This window comes from Ralstonia sp. UBA689 (genome assembly GCF_002298975.1).
In the GTDB taxonomy this organism is placed as follows: domain Bacteria; phylum Pseudomonadota; class Gammaproteobacteria; order Burkholderiales; family Burkholderiaceae; genus Ralstonia.
This window is the reverse complement of the sequence record NZ_DBMV01000009.1, coordinates 87,498-104,835: the sequence shown is the minus strand read 5'-3', so window position 1 is coordinate 104,835 and position 17,338 is coordinate 87,498. Positions and strand designations below refer to the sequence as shown.

The 17,338-nt window shown below is 65.8% G+C and carries 13 protein-coding genes; 5 read left to right on the top strand and 8 right to left on the bottom strand.

Going from position 1 to position 17,338, the window contains the following annotated elements; translation table 11 throughout:
* Window positions 1–90 precede the first annotated feature (90 nt).
* From B4F51_RS04440 to B4F51_RS04410, 7 genes are all read right to left on the bottom strand, one after another.
* Window positions 91–1,410: an acetyl-CoA C-acetyltransferase gene (locus B4F51_RS04440; RefSeq protein ID WP_296223881.1), complete on the bottom strand. Its 1,320-nt coding sequence runs from the start codon at window positions 1,408–1,410 to the stop codon at window positions 91–93.
* A gap of 4 nt (window positions 1,411–1,414) precedes the next feature.
* Complete coding sequence (locus B4F51_RS04435) at window positions 1,415–2,347, bottom strand: MaoC/PaaZ C-terminal domain-containing protein (RefSeq protein ID WP_296223880.1); 933 nt, start codon at window positions 2,345–2,347, stop codon at window positions 1,415–1,417.
* A gap of 7 nt (window positions 2,348–2,354) precedes the next feature.
* A complete protein-coding gene (locus tag B4F51_RS04430; RefSeq protein WP_296223879.1) occupies window positions 2,355–3,767 on the bottom strand; it encodes a 3-oxoacyl-ACP reductase in 1,413 nt (470 codons plus the stop codon).
* 18 nt (window positions 3,768–3,785) lie between these two features.
* Window positions 3,786–6,296: an acyl-CoA dehydrogenase gene (locus B4F51_RS04425; RefSeq protein ID WP_296223878.1), complete on the bottom strand. Its 2,511-nt coding sequence runs from the start codon at window positions 6,294–6,296 to the stop codon at window positions 3,786–3,788.
* A gap of 95 nt (window positions 6,297–6,391) precedes the next feature.
* Entirely contained in the window at window positions 6,392–7,447 is a 1,056-nt protein-coding gene (locus B4F51_RS04420; RefSeq protein ID WP_296223877.1) for a TetR/AcrR family transcriptional regulator, read from the bottom strand.
* 258 nt (window positions 7,448–7,705) lie between these two features.
* A complete protein-coding gene (locus B4F51_RS04415; RefSeq protein WP_296223876.1) occupies window positions 7,706–8,728 on the bottom strand; it encodes a histone deacetylase family protein in 1,023 nt (340 codons plus the stop codon).
* A 37-nt stretch (window positions 8,729–8,765) separates the two neighbouring features.
* Window positions 8,766–10,079 (bottom strand): MFS transporter, encoded by a 1,314-nt coding sequence (locus B4F51_RS04410; RefSeq protein ID WP_296223875.1) that lies wholly within the window; start codon window positions 10,077–10,079, stop codon window positions 8,766–8,768.
* A gap of 137 nt (window positions 10,080–10,216) precedes the next feature.
* Here B4F51_RS04410 and B4F51_RS04405 point away from each other — a divergent pair, with 137 nt between their 5' ends.
* The 3 genes from B4F51_RS04405 to B4F51_RS04395 all read left to right on the top strand — a co-directional run bounded on the left by B4F51_RS04405 (window position 10,217) and on the right by B4F51_RS04395 (window position 14,099).
* On the top strand, window positions 10,217–11,221 hold the full coding sequence (locus B4F51_RS04405; protein ID WP_296223874.1) for a LysR family transcriptional regulator: 1,005 nt from the start codon (window positions 10,217–10,219) through the stop codon (window positions 11,219–11,221).
* Between the two features lie 182 nt (window positions 11,222–11,403).
* Window positions 11,404–13,041: a DEAD/DEAH box helicase gene (locus B4F51_RS04400; protein WP_296223873.1), complete on the top strand. Its 1,638-nt coding sequence runs from the start codon at window positions 11,404–11,406 to the stop codon at window positions 13,039–13,041.
* A gap of 5 nt (window positions 13,042–13,046) precedes the next feature.
* Window positions 13,047–14,099 (top strand): serine/threonine protein kinase, encoded by a 1,053-nt coding sequence (locus B4F51_RS04395; protein ID WP_296223872.1) that lies wholly within the window; start codon window positions 13,047–13,049, stop codon window positions 14,097–14,099.
* Window positions 14,100–14,138: 39 nt separating this feature from the next.
* On the opposite strand, the gene B4F51_RS04390 is transcribed toward B4F51_RS04395, so the two are convergent.
* A complete protein-coding gene (locus B4F51_RS04390) occupies window positions 14,139–15,035 on the bottom strand; it encodes a pirin family protein (RefSeq protein ID WP_296223871.1) in 897 nt (298 codons plus the stop codon).
* 152 nt (window positions 15,036–15,187) lie between these two features.
* Between B4F51_RS04390 and B4F51_RS04385 the strand changes: the two genes are divergently transcribed.
* Window positions 15,188–16,105, top strand: coding sequence for a LysR family transcriptional regulator (locus B4F51_RS04385; RefSeq protein WP_296223870.1), 918 nt, complete (start codon window positions 15,188–15,190; stop codon window positions 16,103–16,105).
* Window positions 16,106–16,566: 461 nt separating this feature from the next.
* Complete coding sequence (locus B4F51_RS04380; RefSeq protein ID WP_296223869.1) at window positions 16,567–17,307, top strand: response regulator transcription factor; 741 nt, start codon at window positions 16,567–16,569, stop codon at window positions 17,305–17,307.
* Window positions 17,308–17,338 lie beyond the last annotated feature (31 nt).

The window sequence follows — 17,338 nt, the reverse complement described above, 5'->3', positions numbered from 1 at the left end:
GGTGTCTCCGTCCATGAAAAACGCGGCGTGGTGTCGTTATGTGCCGCGCGGGTTTGGGGATCGGGCCGTTCCCGTTGTGGCCCGGGTGGTTCAGTGCGTCATCTGTTCAGGTCGTTCCAGGATGGCGACCACGCCTTGTCCGCCGGCCGCGCAGATCGACAGCAGCGTGCGCCCGCCGCCGCGCTGCGCCAGCAGCTTGGCCGCCGAGGCGACGATGCGCCCACCCGTGGCGGCAAACGGATGGCCGGTGCCGAGCGAGCTGCCGTTCACATTGAGCTTGCTGCGGTCGATGCTGCCGAGCGGCGTGTTGCGGCCGAGCTTCTCTCGGCAGTATTCGGGCGATTCCCAGGCCGCCAGCGTGCACAGCACCTGGGCGGCAAAGGCTTCGTGGATCTCGTAGAAGTCGAAGTCCTGCAGCGTCAGGCCCGCGCGCTGGAGCATGCGCGACACGGCATACGCTGGCGCCATCAGCAGCCCCTCGTTCTGCTCAGGCGTGCCGCTGAAGAAATCGACGGCGGCTGTGTCCGCGCAGGTCATGTAGGCGAGCACGGGCAGGTTGTGGGCGCGTGCCCAGTCTTCACTGGCTAGCAGCACGCACGACGCGCCATCCGTGAGCGGCGTCGAGTTGCCGGCGGTGAGCGTGCCGGTGGCGCTGCGGTCGAACACCGGCTGCAGCTTGGCAAGTTGATCTGCAGTGAGATTGCTGCGCAGGTTGTTGTCGCGGTCCAGCCCGAGATGGGCGGTCATCAGGTCGGTGAAGAAGCCGCGCTCATAGGCGGCCGTGAGGTTGTGGTGGCTGCGCAGGGCGAGGGCATCCTGGTCTTCGCGGCGAATGCCCCAGCGCTTGGCCATCAGCTCGCAATGCTCGCCCATCGACAGGCCCGTGCGCGGCTCGCTGTTGCGCGGCAGCAGCGGGCGCACGAACATCGACGGCCGCAGCCCCGCCAGCGCCTTGATGCGCGCGCCGGCCGATTTGGCACGGTTGGCCTCCAGCAGGATCTTGCGCATCTTCTCGTTCAGGCCGACGGGCGCGTCGGAGGTCGTATCCGTGCCGCCCGCGATGCCCACGTCGATTTGCCCAAGCGCAATCTTGTTGGCAACCAGGATGGCCGCTTCCAGCCCCGTGCCGCACGCCTGTTGCACGTCGTATGCGGGCGTCTGTTTGGCCAGCGTGGTGGAGAGCACCGACTCGCGCGTCAGGTTGAAGTCGCGTGCGTGCTTGATGACCGCGCCGGCCACGACTTCGTCCAGGCGCTGGCCGTGCAGATTGAACCGGTCGATCAGGCCCTGCAGCGCGGCGGTCAGCATCTGCTGGTTCGACGCCGTGGCGTACGCCGTGTTCGAGCGGGCAAACGGAATGCGGTTACCCCCGAGGATGGCGACGCGGCGCACCTGCGCGTTGACGAGCATGGAATCAGTCTCCGGTGTTGAGTTGTGCCAGCGTCAGCACGCCGCGCAGATACGGTTTGTCGCCGGTCGTGTTGCGCACCTCGAAGGGGCAGCCCGGCGCGGCATCGTTGGCCTGAGCAATGGGCTGCCATAGCGTGGCGCTGCCCGGCAGTGATAGCGGCGTCTTGAATTCGGCCACCACCTCACCCTGCGTGAGCGGCGCGGGCGGCAGCAGCGTGGCCAGGGCCCGCGCCTTGGTCCACATGCCATGCGCAATCGGGTGCGCAAAGCCGAACAGCTTCGCGCCGATGTTCGATACGTGAATCGGGTTCCAGTCGCCCGACACGCGGGCGTAGCGGCGGCCGGTGTCGGCGGGGGCATCCCAATGGCCGTCGGGGGTAAGGTCCTGCGCGGTCGGCAGCGCGATCAGTGGTGCGCCCTGCGGCGAAGGTACGCCGATGCGCAGATACGTCGAGAGCGATTCCCACACCACCGCGCCCGCCCTGATAATGGCCGTTTCGATGGCGAATGCCTGCCCGCGCGCATGCTGGAACAGCCGGCGCGGACGCACCTCCACGCGCACGCGCTCGCCGGCCTGCAGGCGCTGGTGCTGGCGGATCGTGTTGCACAGATGCACCAGGCCGATCACCGGATACGGAAATGCGCGCTCCGTCATCAGCATGAGCTGCAGCGGAAAGCCCAGCAGGTGCGGATACGTCATCGGCACGCCATGCGCGGGCGAGAAGCCACAGACCGCTGCGTACTGCGCGATGTGCTCGGCATCGAGCGGCGCCTCCTGGCGCACCAGCGTGTGGCGCGGCAGCGGCCCGCCGCGCTTGCCCTTGCGCTGCGACAGCAGTGCCCGCCACGCCAACGCGCCCGGCGAGGGCGGCTCGGTCACCAGCGTTTGTGCCGGGATCATTGGAGCGGGCAGGGCAGGTACGGCGGCAGCGCGCATGATCGTCTCAGGCCCCCAACAGGCTTTGCCCGCACACGCGCACGACGTTGCCCGTCACGCCGTTCGATGCCGGGCACGCAAACCACGCAATCGCCTCCGCCACATCGACCGGCTGGCCGCCCTGGCTCATTGCATTCATGCGGCGGCCCGCCTCGCGGATGGCAAAGGGCACGGCCGCCGTCATCTGCGTTTCGATAAAGCCCGGCGCGACGGCGTTGATCGTGATGCCGCGTTCGGCCAACAGCGGAGCGCTCGCTTGCACAAGGCCGATGACGCCCGCCTTGGACGTCGCGTAGTTGGTCTGCCCCAGGTTGCCGGCAATGCCGCTGATGGACGACACGCAGACGATGGCGCTGCCTGCATGTAGCGCGTTGGCCGCCAGCAGTGCATCGTTGATGTGCAACTGCGCGGTGAGGTTGATGTCGAGCACGCTGCGCCAGGCGGCTTCGGTCATGCGGGCAATCGTCTTGTCACGCGTGATGCCGGCGTTGTGAACGAGGATGTCGATGCCGCCGGCCGCCGCCAATTGCTGCGCAAGCTGAGTGGGCGTTTCCGGTGCGGCAATGTCATAGGCCAGCGCTTCGCCGCCGATCTCTTGTGCGATGGCGTTCAGTCCTTCCTGCGCAGCCGGTACATCCAGGCACAGCACACGTGCGCCATCGCGCGCCAGCACGTGCGCGATGGCCGCGCCAATGCCGCGCGAGGCGCCCGTCACCAGCGCGGTGCGCCCGGCCAGTGGCTTTTGCCAATCCATGGAAACCGCCGTGGCTGGCCGCACACGCACCACCTGCCCCGACACGTAGGCCGAGCGCGCCGACAGCAGAAAGCGCAACGTCGAGGCAGCCACATTCTCCGCGCCCTCTGCCACGTAGACGAGCTGCGCCGTACAGCCGCGCCGGATCTCCTTACCCAGCGAGCGCGTCAGCCCTTCGAGCGCACGCTGGGCGATAGCGGCCTTCGGCGTTTTGCAATCCTCGGGCGGACGGCCGATCACCACCACGCGCCCGCAGCGGCCGATGGCGCGCACGCCGTCGTGGAACACGTGGTACAGCGCATCCAGGTCTTCAGTCGACGCAATGCCCGTCGCGTCAAAGACGATGCCGCCGATGCGGTCGAATGCGTCGCCTTCCTTGCCCGTGGGCGCGACGAAGCGCCCCGTGATTTGCCCATGACGACTAGCAGCATTGAGCCATTCGGGATCGCTTTCATGAAAACGCGTCGGCGTGCCGATCTCGGCGAACAGCGCGGCGAGCGTCTCGCGCATCGTGCCGCCCGGCGCAGCACCCACCAGGAAGGGGCCGACGAACTCCGGCTCCCCCGCGCGATAGCGGCGTAGCGGCACGGGCTGCGGCAAGCCTAGGTTGGCTGACAGCCATTTACCGAAACCGGAACCGACGAAATCGAGGTACTTGTCTTGCATCGTTGCTGTTGTCGTTGATCAGGCCGCGCGACGTTCTGTGGCCTGCAAAGCATCCAGCGCATCCTTGCGGCGCTGCAGGTCGGCCAGCAGGTTGAAGTCGGGCGGGAAGTCGTCCACGGCGACGGCGTGTTCGCCATAGCGCGCGTAGTCGCAAAGCTGCTTGCGTTCGCCTTCGTTGATGAGGCCCTGTGCCACGGCTTGCGCGGTCCACGCCTCGAAGTCGGGCAGGCTTTGCGGCACGGGCGGCAGCTTGCCTTCGCGGATGACAGGTTTCAAGCGCTGCTCGATCGCGTCCACGGCCGGCTGCAGGCGGAAGGCTTCCTCGCCGTAGGCAATCGGGTCGATGTCTGGCGTCGGGCAGTACGAGTCGGCCAGCAGGCGATCGCGTGCGGTGCCGGGCGTCTGCATCAACTCGGCCACCTGCGCAGACAGTGCGTCCGAGGGCTTGCGATACGCCGCGCCGAACGGAAAGATCAGCGCACGCAGCAGCCCGGCTACGCCACGGTTCGGGAAGTTCGCCAGCACGCCATCGAGCGCATCGTGCGCCTTCACCAGCGCATCCTGCACCGACCAGTGCACCAGCGGCGCGTCCTCGGCCGGCCGGCCTTCGTCTTCGAAGCGCTTGAGTGCAGACGAAATCAGGTAGAGCTGCGAGAGGATGTCGCCCAGCCGCCCGGTGATGCTCTCGCGGCGCTTGAGTGTGCCGCCCAGCGTGAACATCGACACATCCGACAACAACGCCAGCGCGGTGGAGAAGCGGTTGACGGCGCGGTAGTAGCGCTGCATGTCCGGCGCGGCACTCGACGGTGCCGCCGCCATCCGTCCGCCCGTCAGCGCATGCAGGAGCGCGCGCGCGAAGTTGCCGGCGATGAAGGCGCCGTGACCGAATAGCGCCGCATCGAACGCGCGCACCGTCTCGGGCGAGTCTGCCCCTTGCGCGGCCGTCATCTCGCGCAGTACGTACGGATGACAGCGGATCACGCCCTGCCCGAAGATGATCAGGCAGCGCGTCATGATGTTCGCGCCTTCCACCGTGATGGCGATCGGCACCTGCTGATAGGCGCGTGCCAGGAAGTTGTTCGGCCCCATGCAGATGCCCTTGCCGCCGACGATGTCCATCGCGTCGTTGACGACGTCGCGGGCGCGTTCGGTCACGTGGTACTTGGCAATGGCGGAGATGACGGACGGCTTCTCGCCCAGGTCCACGGCGAGCGCGGAGAGGCGCCGCGTCGCATCCATCATGTAGAGGTTGCCGCCCATGCGGCCCAGCGCTTCCTGAATGCCCTCGAACTTGCCGATGGGCGTGCGGAACTGGCGGCGCACGGCAGCATAGGCGCCGGTGCTGCGCACGGCCAGCTTGGCCAGCCCCACGTTGGACGACGGCAGCGAGATCGCGCGTCCAGCCGCCAGGCATTCCATCAGCATGCGCCAGCCGCGCCCGACCTGCGCCCGCCCGCCGATCACCCAGTCGATCGGGATGAATACGTCCTTGCCCGAGTTCGGGCCGTTCTGGAACACCGCGTTCAGCGGCCAGTGGCGGCGGCCGATGTTCACGCCCGGGTGCTGGGTCGGGATCAGCGCGCAGGTGATGCCGGGTTCCCTGTCATCGCCAAGCAGCCCGTCGGGGTCGACCGCGCGGAAAGCCAGCCCCAGCACCGTGGCAATGGGGCCGAGCGTGATGTAGCGCTTGCTCCAGGTCACGCGAAAGCCCAGCGTTTCGCGCCCGTCGTGCATGCCGCGGCAGACCACGCCTACGTCGGGGATGGCGGCGGCATCGGAACCGGCATACGCGTTGGTCAGCGCAAAGCAGGGGATCTCCTCACCGCGTGCCAGGCGCGGCAGGTAGTGGTTCTTCTGCGCCTCTGTGCCGTAGTGCAGCAGCAGCTCCGCCGGGCCCAGCGAGTTGGGCACCATCACCGATACGGTGGCGGCCGAGCAGCGCGTCGCCAGCTTCATCACCACCTGCGAGTGCGCATAGGCCGAGAAGCCCTTGCCGCCGTACTCCCGCGGGATGATCATGCCCAGAAAGCCGGCCTGCTTGGCATAGGCCCACGCCTCGGGCGACATGTCCTGCCAGATCTGCGTGCTTTCCCAGTCGTTGGCGAGGTCGCAGAGCTTTTCGGTTTCCACGTCGAGGAACGATTGCTCCTCGGGCGACAGGCGCGGCTGGGGGGCGGAGAGCAGTCGCTTCCAGTCCGGGCGGCCGGAGAAGAGTTCGGCATCCCACCACACGGTGCCGGCTTCGATGGCGTCGCGTTCCGTCTGCGACATCTCCGGCATGATCTTGCGGAACATCGCGAGCACCGGGCGCGTGATCAGCGCACGGCGCAGCGGTTTGAGCGTGAGCACCAGCGCGGGCAACACGAAAACGATGGCGAGTACCGTGGTCATCACTGGGCCAGCCAGGCCGAGCCACGCACCTGCCGCAAGCCACGCCCCGGTGGCAACCAACCAGATCAACGCCGAGGCTTCCATGCTGGCGAGCGCAAGCGCGCCGATGCAAAGCAGGACGATCCAGATCATCGTCATGAGGGTCTCCATTCAATGGATGGGCTCGCTGGGCATGCGGCACCTACCGAACGCGCAGCGACTCCCGTGCCTGCGCGCGGGAGTGGCTTGCGTGCTCAGGCGCCCGGGCTGCGCCAGGGGCGCATCGGGTTGGCCGGGAAGATGGCGCGCGCAGCATTGCTGCGGCGAATGGCCAGTGCCCGGGTGCGCGCGGTCGGCGCGGCGGAGGTGCCGTCGTGGCTGTCGTGCTCGTCGGCCGTAAGGTCGTCGTGCTCGTCTGCAGCATTGGCAGCGTTGGCCCGTGTGCCGGGCGTGCGGCCGAACAGGTCGCCGGAGAAGGGCGAGGCGGTGGCAGGTGTCGTGTTGCGTTCGGGCGCGCGGCCGTTGCCATGGCCGGCCTGGCGGCCCGAGTTGCCGTGACCATTGCCGCTGTCGTTGCCGCTGACTGCGTCGTCGGCTTGCGGCACTGGCGAGGGCACTTGCGCTTCGGCCAGTTCGACCACCTGGTCGAGCGCGCCGGCCTCGCCGGGCAGCGGGGCATTGAGCGTGGCCACCACCAGCGCGGTCAGGCGCGCCAGCAGCGAAGCATCGTTCATCGGCTTGCCCTGCGTGAACAGCGGCACCAGGTTGTTGAGGTCATCACCGGCCAGCACGCCCGCGAGCGCCTTGAGCGCGAAGTGCAGGCGCCAGCCAAGTTCGGCGCGCGGCAAGTGCGGCAGCGCCCGCGAGAAGGCTTCGAAGAAACGGTCGAACACCGGCGCATAGTGGCCGAGCAGGTAGCTCTGCACGAACGGCGAGGTATCGGAATACACGCGGCCCATCAGCCGCAGGAAGGCCGGACCGCCCGTATCGGGGTTGCGCGCCATCTGCAGCGCCGGCACGAACAGCGCGCCGAGCACGTGGTCGCAGGTGAGCTGCTCCTTTGTCCAACGTTCTTCACAGGCGGTCAGCAGCGCCAGGCGGCGCGTGTTGAGCGGATCGAGCCGGCGGCCAAGCACCGACTGCATCAACGCTTCCTTGCTGCCGAAGTGATAGTTGACCGCTGCCAGATTGACCTTGGCGCGCGCAGTGATCTGCCGCAACGACATCGCCTCATAACCGAACTCGATGAACAGCAGTTCGGTGGCTTCCAGAATGCGGCCCTTGGTGTCTCCTGCTCCAGGACGTCCCATGTCTCCTACCTCGTTTTTTTGGGTCTGATATCGCATCGATTGCTGCGTTGCAGCGATCTAACGCACGATTCAAACATGTGTATGGGTTTGCCCGGGCATGTTAGGAACAGACGTTTGAAAACGTAAAGTTCCCAATTCGAGCAAGCCCTCTAGACGAGGAGAGGCAGCCAGGAGAACGTATGAAACGCCTTGGCCTTAAAGTAAGTGGGCGCAAACATCGAATTTGCTGAAACGATGTCTGCACCCAGGTGGCAGGGGTCAGCCGGCAGGACGAAGGCCGCCGAAGAACGCGGCGGCGTTTTTCGCCAGGGTGGGGAGGTGGTAGCCACCTTCCTGGACGACCAGCGTCGGCAGACCAAGTGCGCCAACGGCGGTGCCCAGGCGGCCGAAGCCGTCGGTCGATACCTCCACCTGCGATTGCGGGTCTTCGCGGTAGATATCGAAGCCAAGCGACAGCACCAGTGCATCGGGCTGGAAGTGTTCGAGCGCCGCAAGCGCCTCGCCCAGCTTGTCGAAGAATACCGATTCCGGCGAGCGATGCGGCATCGGCAGGTTGACGTTCAGGCCAAGGCCGTCGCCTGCGCCGCGCTCGTCATCGAAGCCGGCGACGACCGGGTAGAAGTTGGTCGGATCACCGTGGATGGAGACGTAGAGCACATCGGCACGATCGTAGAAGATCTCCTGGATGCCCTGGCCGTGGTGCATGTCGGTGTCGAGGATGGCGACACGCTTGAACTTGGCACGCAATGCCTGTGCGGCGACGGCGGCGTTGTTCAGGTAGCAGAAGCCGCCGGCGGCTTCACGGCGTGCATGGTGGCCGGGCGGGCGGCAAAGCGCATAGGCGAATCGCTCTCCGCTCAGGATGGCCTGCGCTCCGGCCGCCGCGCTTTGTGCCGACCAATACGCCGACCGCCACGTGTTGGAACCCACCGGGCAACTGCCATCGGCCAGGTAGCGCGCGGCCTGGGCCAGCACGCCGCGCAGCGCATTGGGCTCGCGCACGAAGATGTTGGACATCACCTCGTCGCCCCAGTCTTCGGGCAGGCGGCGCCAGTCAGTGTGGGCGTCCTGCAGGAAGCGCAGATAGGGTTCGCCGTGCACGGCGACCAGCGGCGCGATGCCGTGGTCTTCGGGCTGTGTGATGGCGAAGCCGAGATCATGCGCGGCCTGCAGCAGGTTGCGCGCCCGTTCGGGCACCTCCTGCGGCGTGCGCATCTTGCCGCGCGAGTAGTAGCTCTGCGGATGGTGCAGGAGCTGTTCCGGATGGAAGAACGTCAGCATGGGTAAAGCAGGTTAGGGAAGAGACGGGGTGGCAACTTCAGGCCTGCACGGCATCGACATCGGCGGCCATGGCGCGGCCGCGCTGGCGCGCATCGATGCCAACGATGCACAGCAGCGACACACCGGCGAGCAGCGTGTAGAACACCGCCAGCGGCCACCATTCGCCATGGAAGCGCTGCGCGAGGATGGTGCCCACCAGCGGCGTGAGCCCGCCCGCCACCGCGCCGCACACCTGGTATGACAGCGAGATCGCCGAGTACCGCACGCGCGTTTCGAACACGCCCGACACGAAGCCGGCGATGACCGAATAGAAGCTCGCCATGCACACCACGGCCAGTGCAATGCCCAGCACCATCAACGGCGCCTGGCGCGTCTGCACCAGCAGGAACATCGGATACGGCGAGGCCATCGCCAGCAGCGCCATCAACTTGAGGAAGCGCGCCCCGCCGAGCTTCTCGGCCGCCCACGCCGCCAGTGGCTGCGCGAGGAACTGGATGAACGCCACCGCAAACAGACAATCGAGGATCAGCGTCTTCGACAGCGACAGGTACTGCGTCGTGTAAGCGATCATGAACGTGTTGGTGAAGTACACGCCCGCGATGCCGATGGTATTGGCGCCGATGCACAGCAGCACCGGCACCCGCGCCGTGCGCCAGACCTCGGCGATCGGCAGCTTGGCCGTCTTGCGCTGTGCCTGCACCTGCGCAAACTCGGGCGACTCGTTCACGCCCAGGCGGATCGCCACGCCCACCACCAGCAGCACCGCGCTGGCAAGGAAGGGCAAGCGCCAGCCCCAGTCCATGAACGCATCGCGCTCCATTGACGTGACCAGGCGGAAAGCCAGCAGCGACAGGATCAACCCAGCCGGGCTACCGAGTTGCGCGAACGACGCGAAGAACGTGCGACGGCCCTTGGGCGCGTGTTCGCCCGCCATCAGCACCGCGCCGCCCCATTCGCCGCCGACCGCGATGCCTTGCACCACGCGCAGCAGCACCAGCAGCACGGGCGCCAGGGCACCCGCCGTCGCATGCGTCGGCAGCAGGCCAATGCCGATGGTCGCCAGGCCCATCATCGTGAGCGTGATCATCAGCGCCTTCTTGCGGCCGATGCGGTCGCCCCAATGACCGAACACGATGCCGCCCAGCGGCCGCGCGAAGAAGCCCACGGCAAACGTGCCGAACGATGCGAGCGTGCTGAGGAACGGATCGCCACCCGGGAAGAACAGTGGCCCGAACACGAGCGCGGCGGCGGTGGCGTAGATGTAGAAGTCGTACCACTCGATCATGGTGCCGACAAAGGCGGCGGTGGCCGCGCGCGCAGGCTGACGCCCGCCAGGGTGAGACGGTTGCATGGGTAGGCTCCTCACAAATGTGTGTGTTCTTTAGCCCGCCGCATCGAGGCGGCGGATGTGTGTTTATTGCCGGTTGACGGGTATTAGTCAAATTCTGAATACTTATTCTTTGTATAAATTTGACTCATATTCCCGACATGGACCCGTCTTCTCTTGATCCGGCCCTCGTCAGTGACCGGCTCGACTGGAACCTGCTGCGCACCTTCCTGACCATCGTCCACGAGCGCAGCATCAGCCGCGCGGCGGTGCGGCTGCACATCACGCAGCCGGCCGTGAGCCTGGCGCTGCGGCGGCTCGAGGATCAACTCGGCCACACGCTGATCGAGCGGCGCGGCGCGCACTTCCGTCTCACGCGCGCTGGTGAGGATGTGCTGCGCATCGCCACCGACGTCTACGGCAACGTTGCGCGCCTGGGTTCAGAGCTCGGCGAGCGGGAGGGCGATGTGAGCGGCGTGCTCCATCTGCTGACGGTCAGCCGCATTCACTCGGGCGTATACGACGAATGCCTGGCGGCGTTCCATCGGCATCACCCGCGCGTCGATCTGCAGGTAGAGGTGATGCGCAGCGCAGACATCCTTGATGCGCTCGCACAGAAGCGCGCGGGCATCGGGTTGAGCTTGTGCCGCACACCGATCGACAAGCTGGAGCGTCAACTCTTCCTGCGCCAGCGCTATGCCGTTTTCTGCGGGCGGCATCACCGCCTCTTTGGGCGCATGGGGTTGTCGCTCAGTGATCTGCTGGGCGAGAACTTTGTCTCGTTCATGAGCGATCAACTCGGTGATGCGCTGTCGCCGCTGGCGGTGTTTCGGGATCAGCAGGGATTCACGGGGCGCATTGTCGCCACCTCGCCGAGTCTGGATGAGATCAAGCGGCTGGTTTTTGCGGGGTATGGGATTGGCTGTCTGCCGGAGCACATCGTGGCGGATGATGTCGCGCAGCAACGTTTGTGGCGCTTGCCACCAGAGGAAGGCGTTGCCGACATCGATCTGTACCTGATGTGGCACAAGGAGCGCCGTCTGGCCCCTGCGGAAGAGGCGTTCCTGGCGCACTTTCGGCGGTATATGGCGCGGTACTCCCTGGCTGAGCGGTTAGGGGACGTGGTGAATGCGCCCTTGGCGGCTCTGCGGGCGCCGGCGGGGTAGGTTGGTCTTCTGTGTTGGACCACGACAAAAAACAACCAAAAAACGGCTCCACCACGTCGTCCTGCTAAAATACGCGCCTTCTCGCAGTCCCCGGGGTCCAGTCGCCCCGTCACCTACCCAGGCTTTGTCCACGATTGGCGCACGAACGAATGCGCGGGACACGCCGGTCCAATCGCTTTTCCATGTCGTTTTCCGAACTCGGCTTGTCAGACAAGCTGGTACGTGCCGTGGCCGAACTCGGCTACGCAGAACCCACCCCGATTCAACGCCAGGCCATCCCCGCAGTCCTCAAGGGCGGTGACCTGCTCGCCGGTGCACAGACCGGCACCGGCAAGACCGCCGGCTTCACGCTGCCGCTGCTGCATCGCCTGTCTGCCGTGCAACCCAACAAGGTGCACACGCCTCAGGGCATGCGCTTTCCCATCCGCGCGCTGGTGCTCACCCCCACGCGTGAGCTTGCCGCGCAGGTGGAAGAGAGCGTGCGCGCCTATGGCAAATACCTGCCGCTGAAGTCCATGGTGATGTTCGGCGGCGTGGGTATCAACCCGCAGATCGACGCGCTCAAGCGCGGTGTCGATATCGTCGTGGCCACGCCGGGCCGCCTGCTGGACCACGTGGGCCAGCGCACCATCGATCTGTCGCACATTGAACTGCTGGTGCTGGACGAAGCCGACCGCATGCTCGACATGGGCTTCATCCACGACATCCGCAAGATCCTCAACATCCTGCCGCCCAAGCGCCAGAACCTGCTGTTCTCGGCCACGTTCTCGGACGACATCCGCGAACTGGCCGACCGCCTGCTCGACAAGCCGGCGCTGATCGAAGTTGCGCGCCGCAACACGACGGCCGAGACGGTTGAACAGCGCATCTATCCGGTGGACCGCGAACGCAAGCGCGAACTGCTCGCCAAGCTCGTGCGCGACAACGACTGGCACCAGGTGCTGGTCTTCACGCGTACCAAGCACGGCGCCAACCGCCTGGCCGAGCAACTTACGCGCGACGGCATTCCGGCGCTGGCGATCCACGGCAACAAGAGCCAGTCGGCACGCACGCGTGCGCTGTCGGAGTTCAAGGCCGGGACGCTGCGCGTGCTGGTCGCCACCGACATTGCTGCTCGCGGCATCGACATCGACCAACTGCCGCACGTGGTGAACTTCGACCTGCCCAATGTGCCGGAGGACTACGTGCACCGCATTGGCCGCACGGGTCGCGCGGGCGCACAGGGCGAGGCGATCTCGCTGGTCTGCGTGGACGAACACGGCCTGCTGCGCGACATCGAGCGCCTGATCAAGCGCGAACTGCCCCGCACTGTGCTGGAAGGTTTCGAGCCGGACCCGACGATTGCGCCGGAGCCGATTCCGAATGGTCGCAACAATGCCCGTGGCCCGCGCCCGGGCGGCGGTCGCAACCAACAACCGCGCCAGGCCAAAGCCAACACCAATACCAACACTGCACCGCGCGAGCCGCGGGCCCCGCGCGAGCCCCGCGAACCGCGCCGCGAGTCGAGCGGCAACGGCCAGACGCAAAGCCAAAGTCAGGGGCAGGGTCGCAATGGTGGCGGTAACCGCCAGCGTCAGGCACAAGGCCAGCGCGACGGACAGGCCGCACCGAAGCCGCGTAACGGTAACGGCGGCGGCAATGGCCAGTCGCAAGCACGTGGCCAGCGCCAGGGCAACGGCCAAGGCAACGGGCAGGGCGGTCAACGTCGCGCATCGAGCACGCAAGCTGCGCAACCGGCCCAGAAGGCACAACCGGCTAAACAACCGTTCAACGGCCTGTTCGCCAAGGCGGCAGCATTGCTCGGTGGCCGCAAAGGCTGACGTTCATGCACGGCAGCGACCATAGCGGCCAACCGGCATCCGCAGACGCCAATGAGGCGCCGTACGACGGCCTGACGCCCGACAGCATCCTCGATGCGCTGGCGCAGGTCGGACTGATGCCGGACGGCCGCATGTTCGCGCTCAACAGCTACGAGAACCGCGTCTACCAGGTTGGCGTGGAAGACAGCGCGCCGGTGGTGGTCAAGTTCTACCGCCCCGGCCGCTGGAGTGACGCGCAGATCGTCGAGGAGCACGCCTTCACTGCGGAACTTGCAGCAGCCGAGATTCCCGTGATCGCGCCGCTGGAGATCGACGGCCGCACGCTGCACGCATTCGAGCGCTGGCACTTCGCTGTCTTCCCGCGTTGCGCCGGACGCGTGCCGGCCATCGACCGCGACGACACGCTCGAATGGATGGGCCGTTTCCTCGGCCGCATTCACGCCATCGGCGCGCAGCGGCCGTTCATGGTGCGCCCCGCGCTCGACATCGATACCTTCGGCGTGCAATCGCGCGACTGGCTGCTCGAACACGATTTCATTCCGCCCGACCTGCTGCCCGCCTGGCGTAGCGTCGCCGATGCCGCGCTCGACGGCGTGCGCCGCTGCTACGACCGCGCGGGCGATGTTTCTCTTCTGCGCCTGCATGGCGACTGTCATGCCTCCAACGTCCTCTGGATCGAGGAGGCCGACGCTAAGCAAGGCGATCCGCTGCGCAGCGCTGGCCCGCACTTCGTCGATTTTGACGACAGCCGCACCGGCCCCGCCGTGCAGGACTTGTGGATGTTGCTCTCGGGCGATCGCGCATCGATGCAATCGCAACTCGCCAGCCTGCTGGCCGGCTATGAAGACTTCTGCGAATTCGACACGCGCGAGTTGTATCTGGTGGAGGCGTTGCGCACGCTGCGCCTGCTGCATTACAGCGCGTGGCTGGCGCGGCGCTGGAATGATCCGGCGTTTCCGGCCGCGTTTCCGTGGTTCAACACGCAGCGCTACTGGCAGGACCGAGTGCTGGAGTTGCGCGAACAGATCGCGCTGTTGGACGAACCGCCGCTCTGGTGAAACCGAGCGGCGGTTTTTCTTTGCGACTACGTAGACGCCTTACGCGAACTTGCCGGCCTGGAAGTCCCGCACGGCCTGGAAGATCTCTTCCTGCGTGTTCATCACAAACGGGCCGTACTGCGCGATCGACTCGTTCAGCGGCTTGCCTGCCACCACCAGCACGCGCGCCTCTGCGTCTCCTGCACGGATGACCACGCCGTCGCTGCCTTCCGTGTTGGCAAGGATAGCCATCTGCTTGTCTTCCACGCGCTGCAGCCCGGCGTTGCCAGACGCTTCGGCATCACCCACCAGTGCGCTGCCACGGAACACGTAGACGAACGCGTTGTGTCCGGCCGGCAGCGGCTGCGCGAACGACGCGCCTGCAGGCAGCGTGATGTCGAGGTACAGCGGCTTCGTCGCTTCACGCGTCATCGCACCCTGCACACCTTGCGACTCGCCGGCAATCACGCGCACCGCCACGCCGTCTTCCGTCGTGAACTCGGGAATCTCATTCGACGGAATGTCGCGGTACCACGGCGTCGTCATCTTGTCGCTGGCGGGCAAGTTGAGCCAAAGCTGAAAGCCTTCCATCACGCCATCTTCCTGTTCCGGCATTTCAGAGTGCACGACGCCGCTGCCGGCCGTCATCCACTGCACGCCGCCGTGTTGCAGGAGGCCTTCGTGGCCAGCACTGTCGCGGTGGCGCATGCGGCCCGCGATCATGTACGTGACCGTTTCGAAGCCACGGTGCGGGTGGTCGGGAAAGCCTGCCAGATAGTCGTTCGGGTCGTCACTGCGAAACGCGTCCAGCATCAGGAACGGATCGAGCCGACGTTGCAGGTTGTTCGTCAGCACGCGCGTGAGCTTCACGCCCGCGCCGTCCGAGGTGGCACGGCCGGTGACGATGCGCTCCACGCGGCGGCCACGTTGCACTTGCGGTTGCACGAGGGTTTCCATGTCGTTCTCCTGGAATCGGGGATTTGTCATATCCCCAATGTAGGGTGGTTGCCCCATTTGCACTAGTCGGTTATTGTGGGAAAAAATGTTGCTCAAGGTGGGACAATTACAACTGCAGGCCAGCGAGCACGACCATTAGAGGAGGAAATCACATGGATCTGAACCAACTGGCGCTGTTCGTGCGTGTTGTCGAAGCGGGGAGCTTCACCGCAGCGGCGGCACGCCAGGATTTGCCCAAATCGTCCGTCAGCCGCGGCATTGCCGCGCTTGAGCAGGATTTGAACGTACGACTGTTACAGCGCACCACGCGCACGCTGCATCTCACCGATGCGGGCCAGAGCCTGTACGAAGTGGCGTCGCATGCACTGGAAGATATCGAACGCGCCACGACCTGCGCAGGCGAATTGCAGGATACGCCGCGCGGCAAGGTGCGGCTCACGTCGTCGGAGGATGTGGGGCGTCTGCTGGTCGCGCCTGTGGCGGCGCGCTTCATGCGCGAGTATCCGGACATCGACCTGGATGTCGTGCTTTCTCCTCGCAATGTCGATCTCGTGCAGGAAGGTTTCGACTTGGCCGTGCGTGTTGGGCGCCTGGCCGACAGCTCGCTGGTGGCGCGGCCGCTGGGCGTGCTGCGCATCGGCTTGTTTGCCTCGCCGGAGTACCTGCAGCGACGTGGCGCACCGCAGACGGTGCAGGCGCTGGCCGACCACTGCTGCCTCGACTTTCGCGGTACCGGGCGCGGTGAGACGCAATGGCGCCTCGTCGGGCCCGATGGCCTGAAGACCGTGGCCGTGCGTGCTCGCCTGAATGCCGACAGCCTGTCATATCTGGAAGCGCTTATCGCCGCCGGCACCGGTATTGGCCCGCTGCCGCTGTATGCGGGCGCCGTCGCGCGTGCGAACGCGCCGCTGCCGCGCCTGGTACGCGTGCTGCCCGAGTACGCAACGAGCGGCGAGCCACTGAACCTCGTCACGCCTTCCGCGCGTTTCGTGCCCAAGCGCGTCCGCCTGCTGATCGACATGTTGACGGAGTCGATTCGCCAGAATCTGGAGAACGCCGATCCCATCTGAGGGGCGCGGTCCGCATGCGGGTTCGTCAAATGTTGTTACGGGTGATCCGGCGGCATGCATCACGCGGCATCATGTGTCTCACGTTTGCCGGATAAGTACGTCATTCCATCCTTGACGTCACCCCCGTAAACCGTTGCAGCGCGTCCCCCCGGTGTGCTGCGACGTGCCCGGCATACGCGACCCTTGGGTGTTTCAGATCCCGACACATTGTGGGAAACACCGCTGCCCGGACCTTGTTGTCCGGGCTTTTTTTTTGCAAGGCTGCAGATACACGTTGCGGGGTGCTGGAAGGGTTTTCACAAAATAGGACTCTTCTCATAGTTCGTAGCACACCTCGCCATGAAAATGCCATGGACGTAACACATGCAACGAATCGCGTGAGACCGCGATCGATCGGGCCATTCTAGAAGCCCGCGCCATCCTGGTGCGCATGTGTGCTTCTTTCTTTCATGGAACCGAACATGCGTATCGCCTTGCTTGAAGACGATCCCTTCCAGAGCGAAGTCATCGTCCAGATCCTGTCCCACTCCGGTCACGACGTGGTGACCTACGCCGACGGTGCGACCCTCCTGCGTATGCTGGGCCGTTCTTCGTACGACATGCTGATCCTCGACTGGCACGCGCCCGGCATGCTCGGCATCGACGTGCTGAGCGTGGTGCGCAGCCGCCACAAGGATGTGCTGCCGATCCTGTTCGTCACGGCCGAGGAGAACGAGAAGAGCCTCGTGCGTGCGCTCACGCAGGGCGCTGACGACTACATCACAAAGCCCTTCCGCATTCCCGAACTGCGCGCGCGCGTCGATGCTCTGCTGCGTCGTGCGTATCCGATTCCGTACGGCCGCTTGCCCTTCGATATGGGCCCGTACCACTTCAACCCGCAGCGCCAGCAGGTCACGCTGCATGGCGAGTCGATGACGCTGACCGGCATCGAATTCCAGCTTGCGCTGTTGCTGTTCTCGAACGTGGGCCGCACGCTGTCGCGTGACCACATCTTCGGACAGGTGTGGGGCCGCAACTCGACGGAGTACACGCGCACGATCGACAGCCATGTTTCGCGTATCCGCATGAAGTTGAACATCGAGCCAGTGAACGAGGTGCGCCTGGTGGCGGTGTACAAGCACGGCTATCGTCTGGACTACCTGAAGCCGGCGGAAGGTGCCGGTGCGCTGGCGGGTGTGACGGCCGAATCGTACGAGGCATAAGACGCGGCTGGGCATGCCTGTGCCCTTGCCG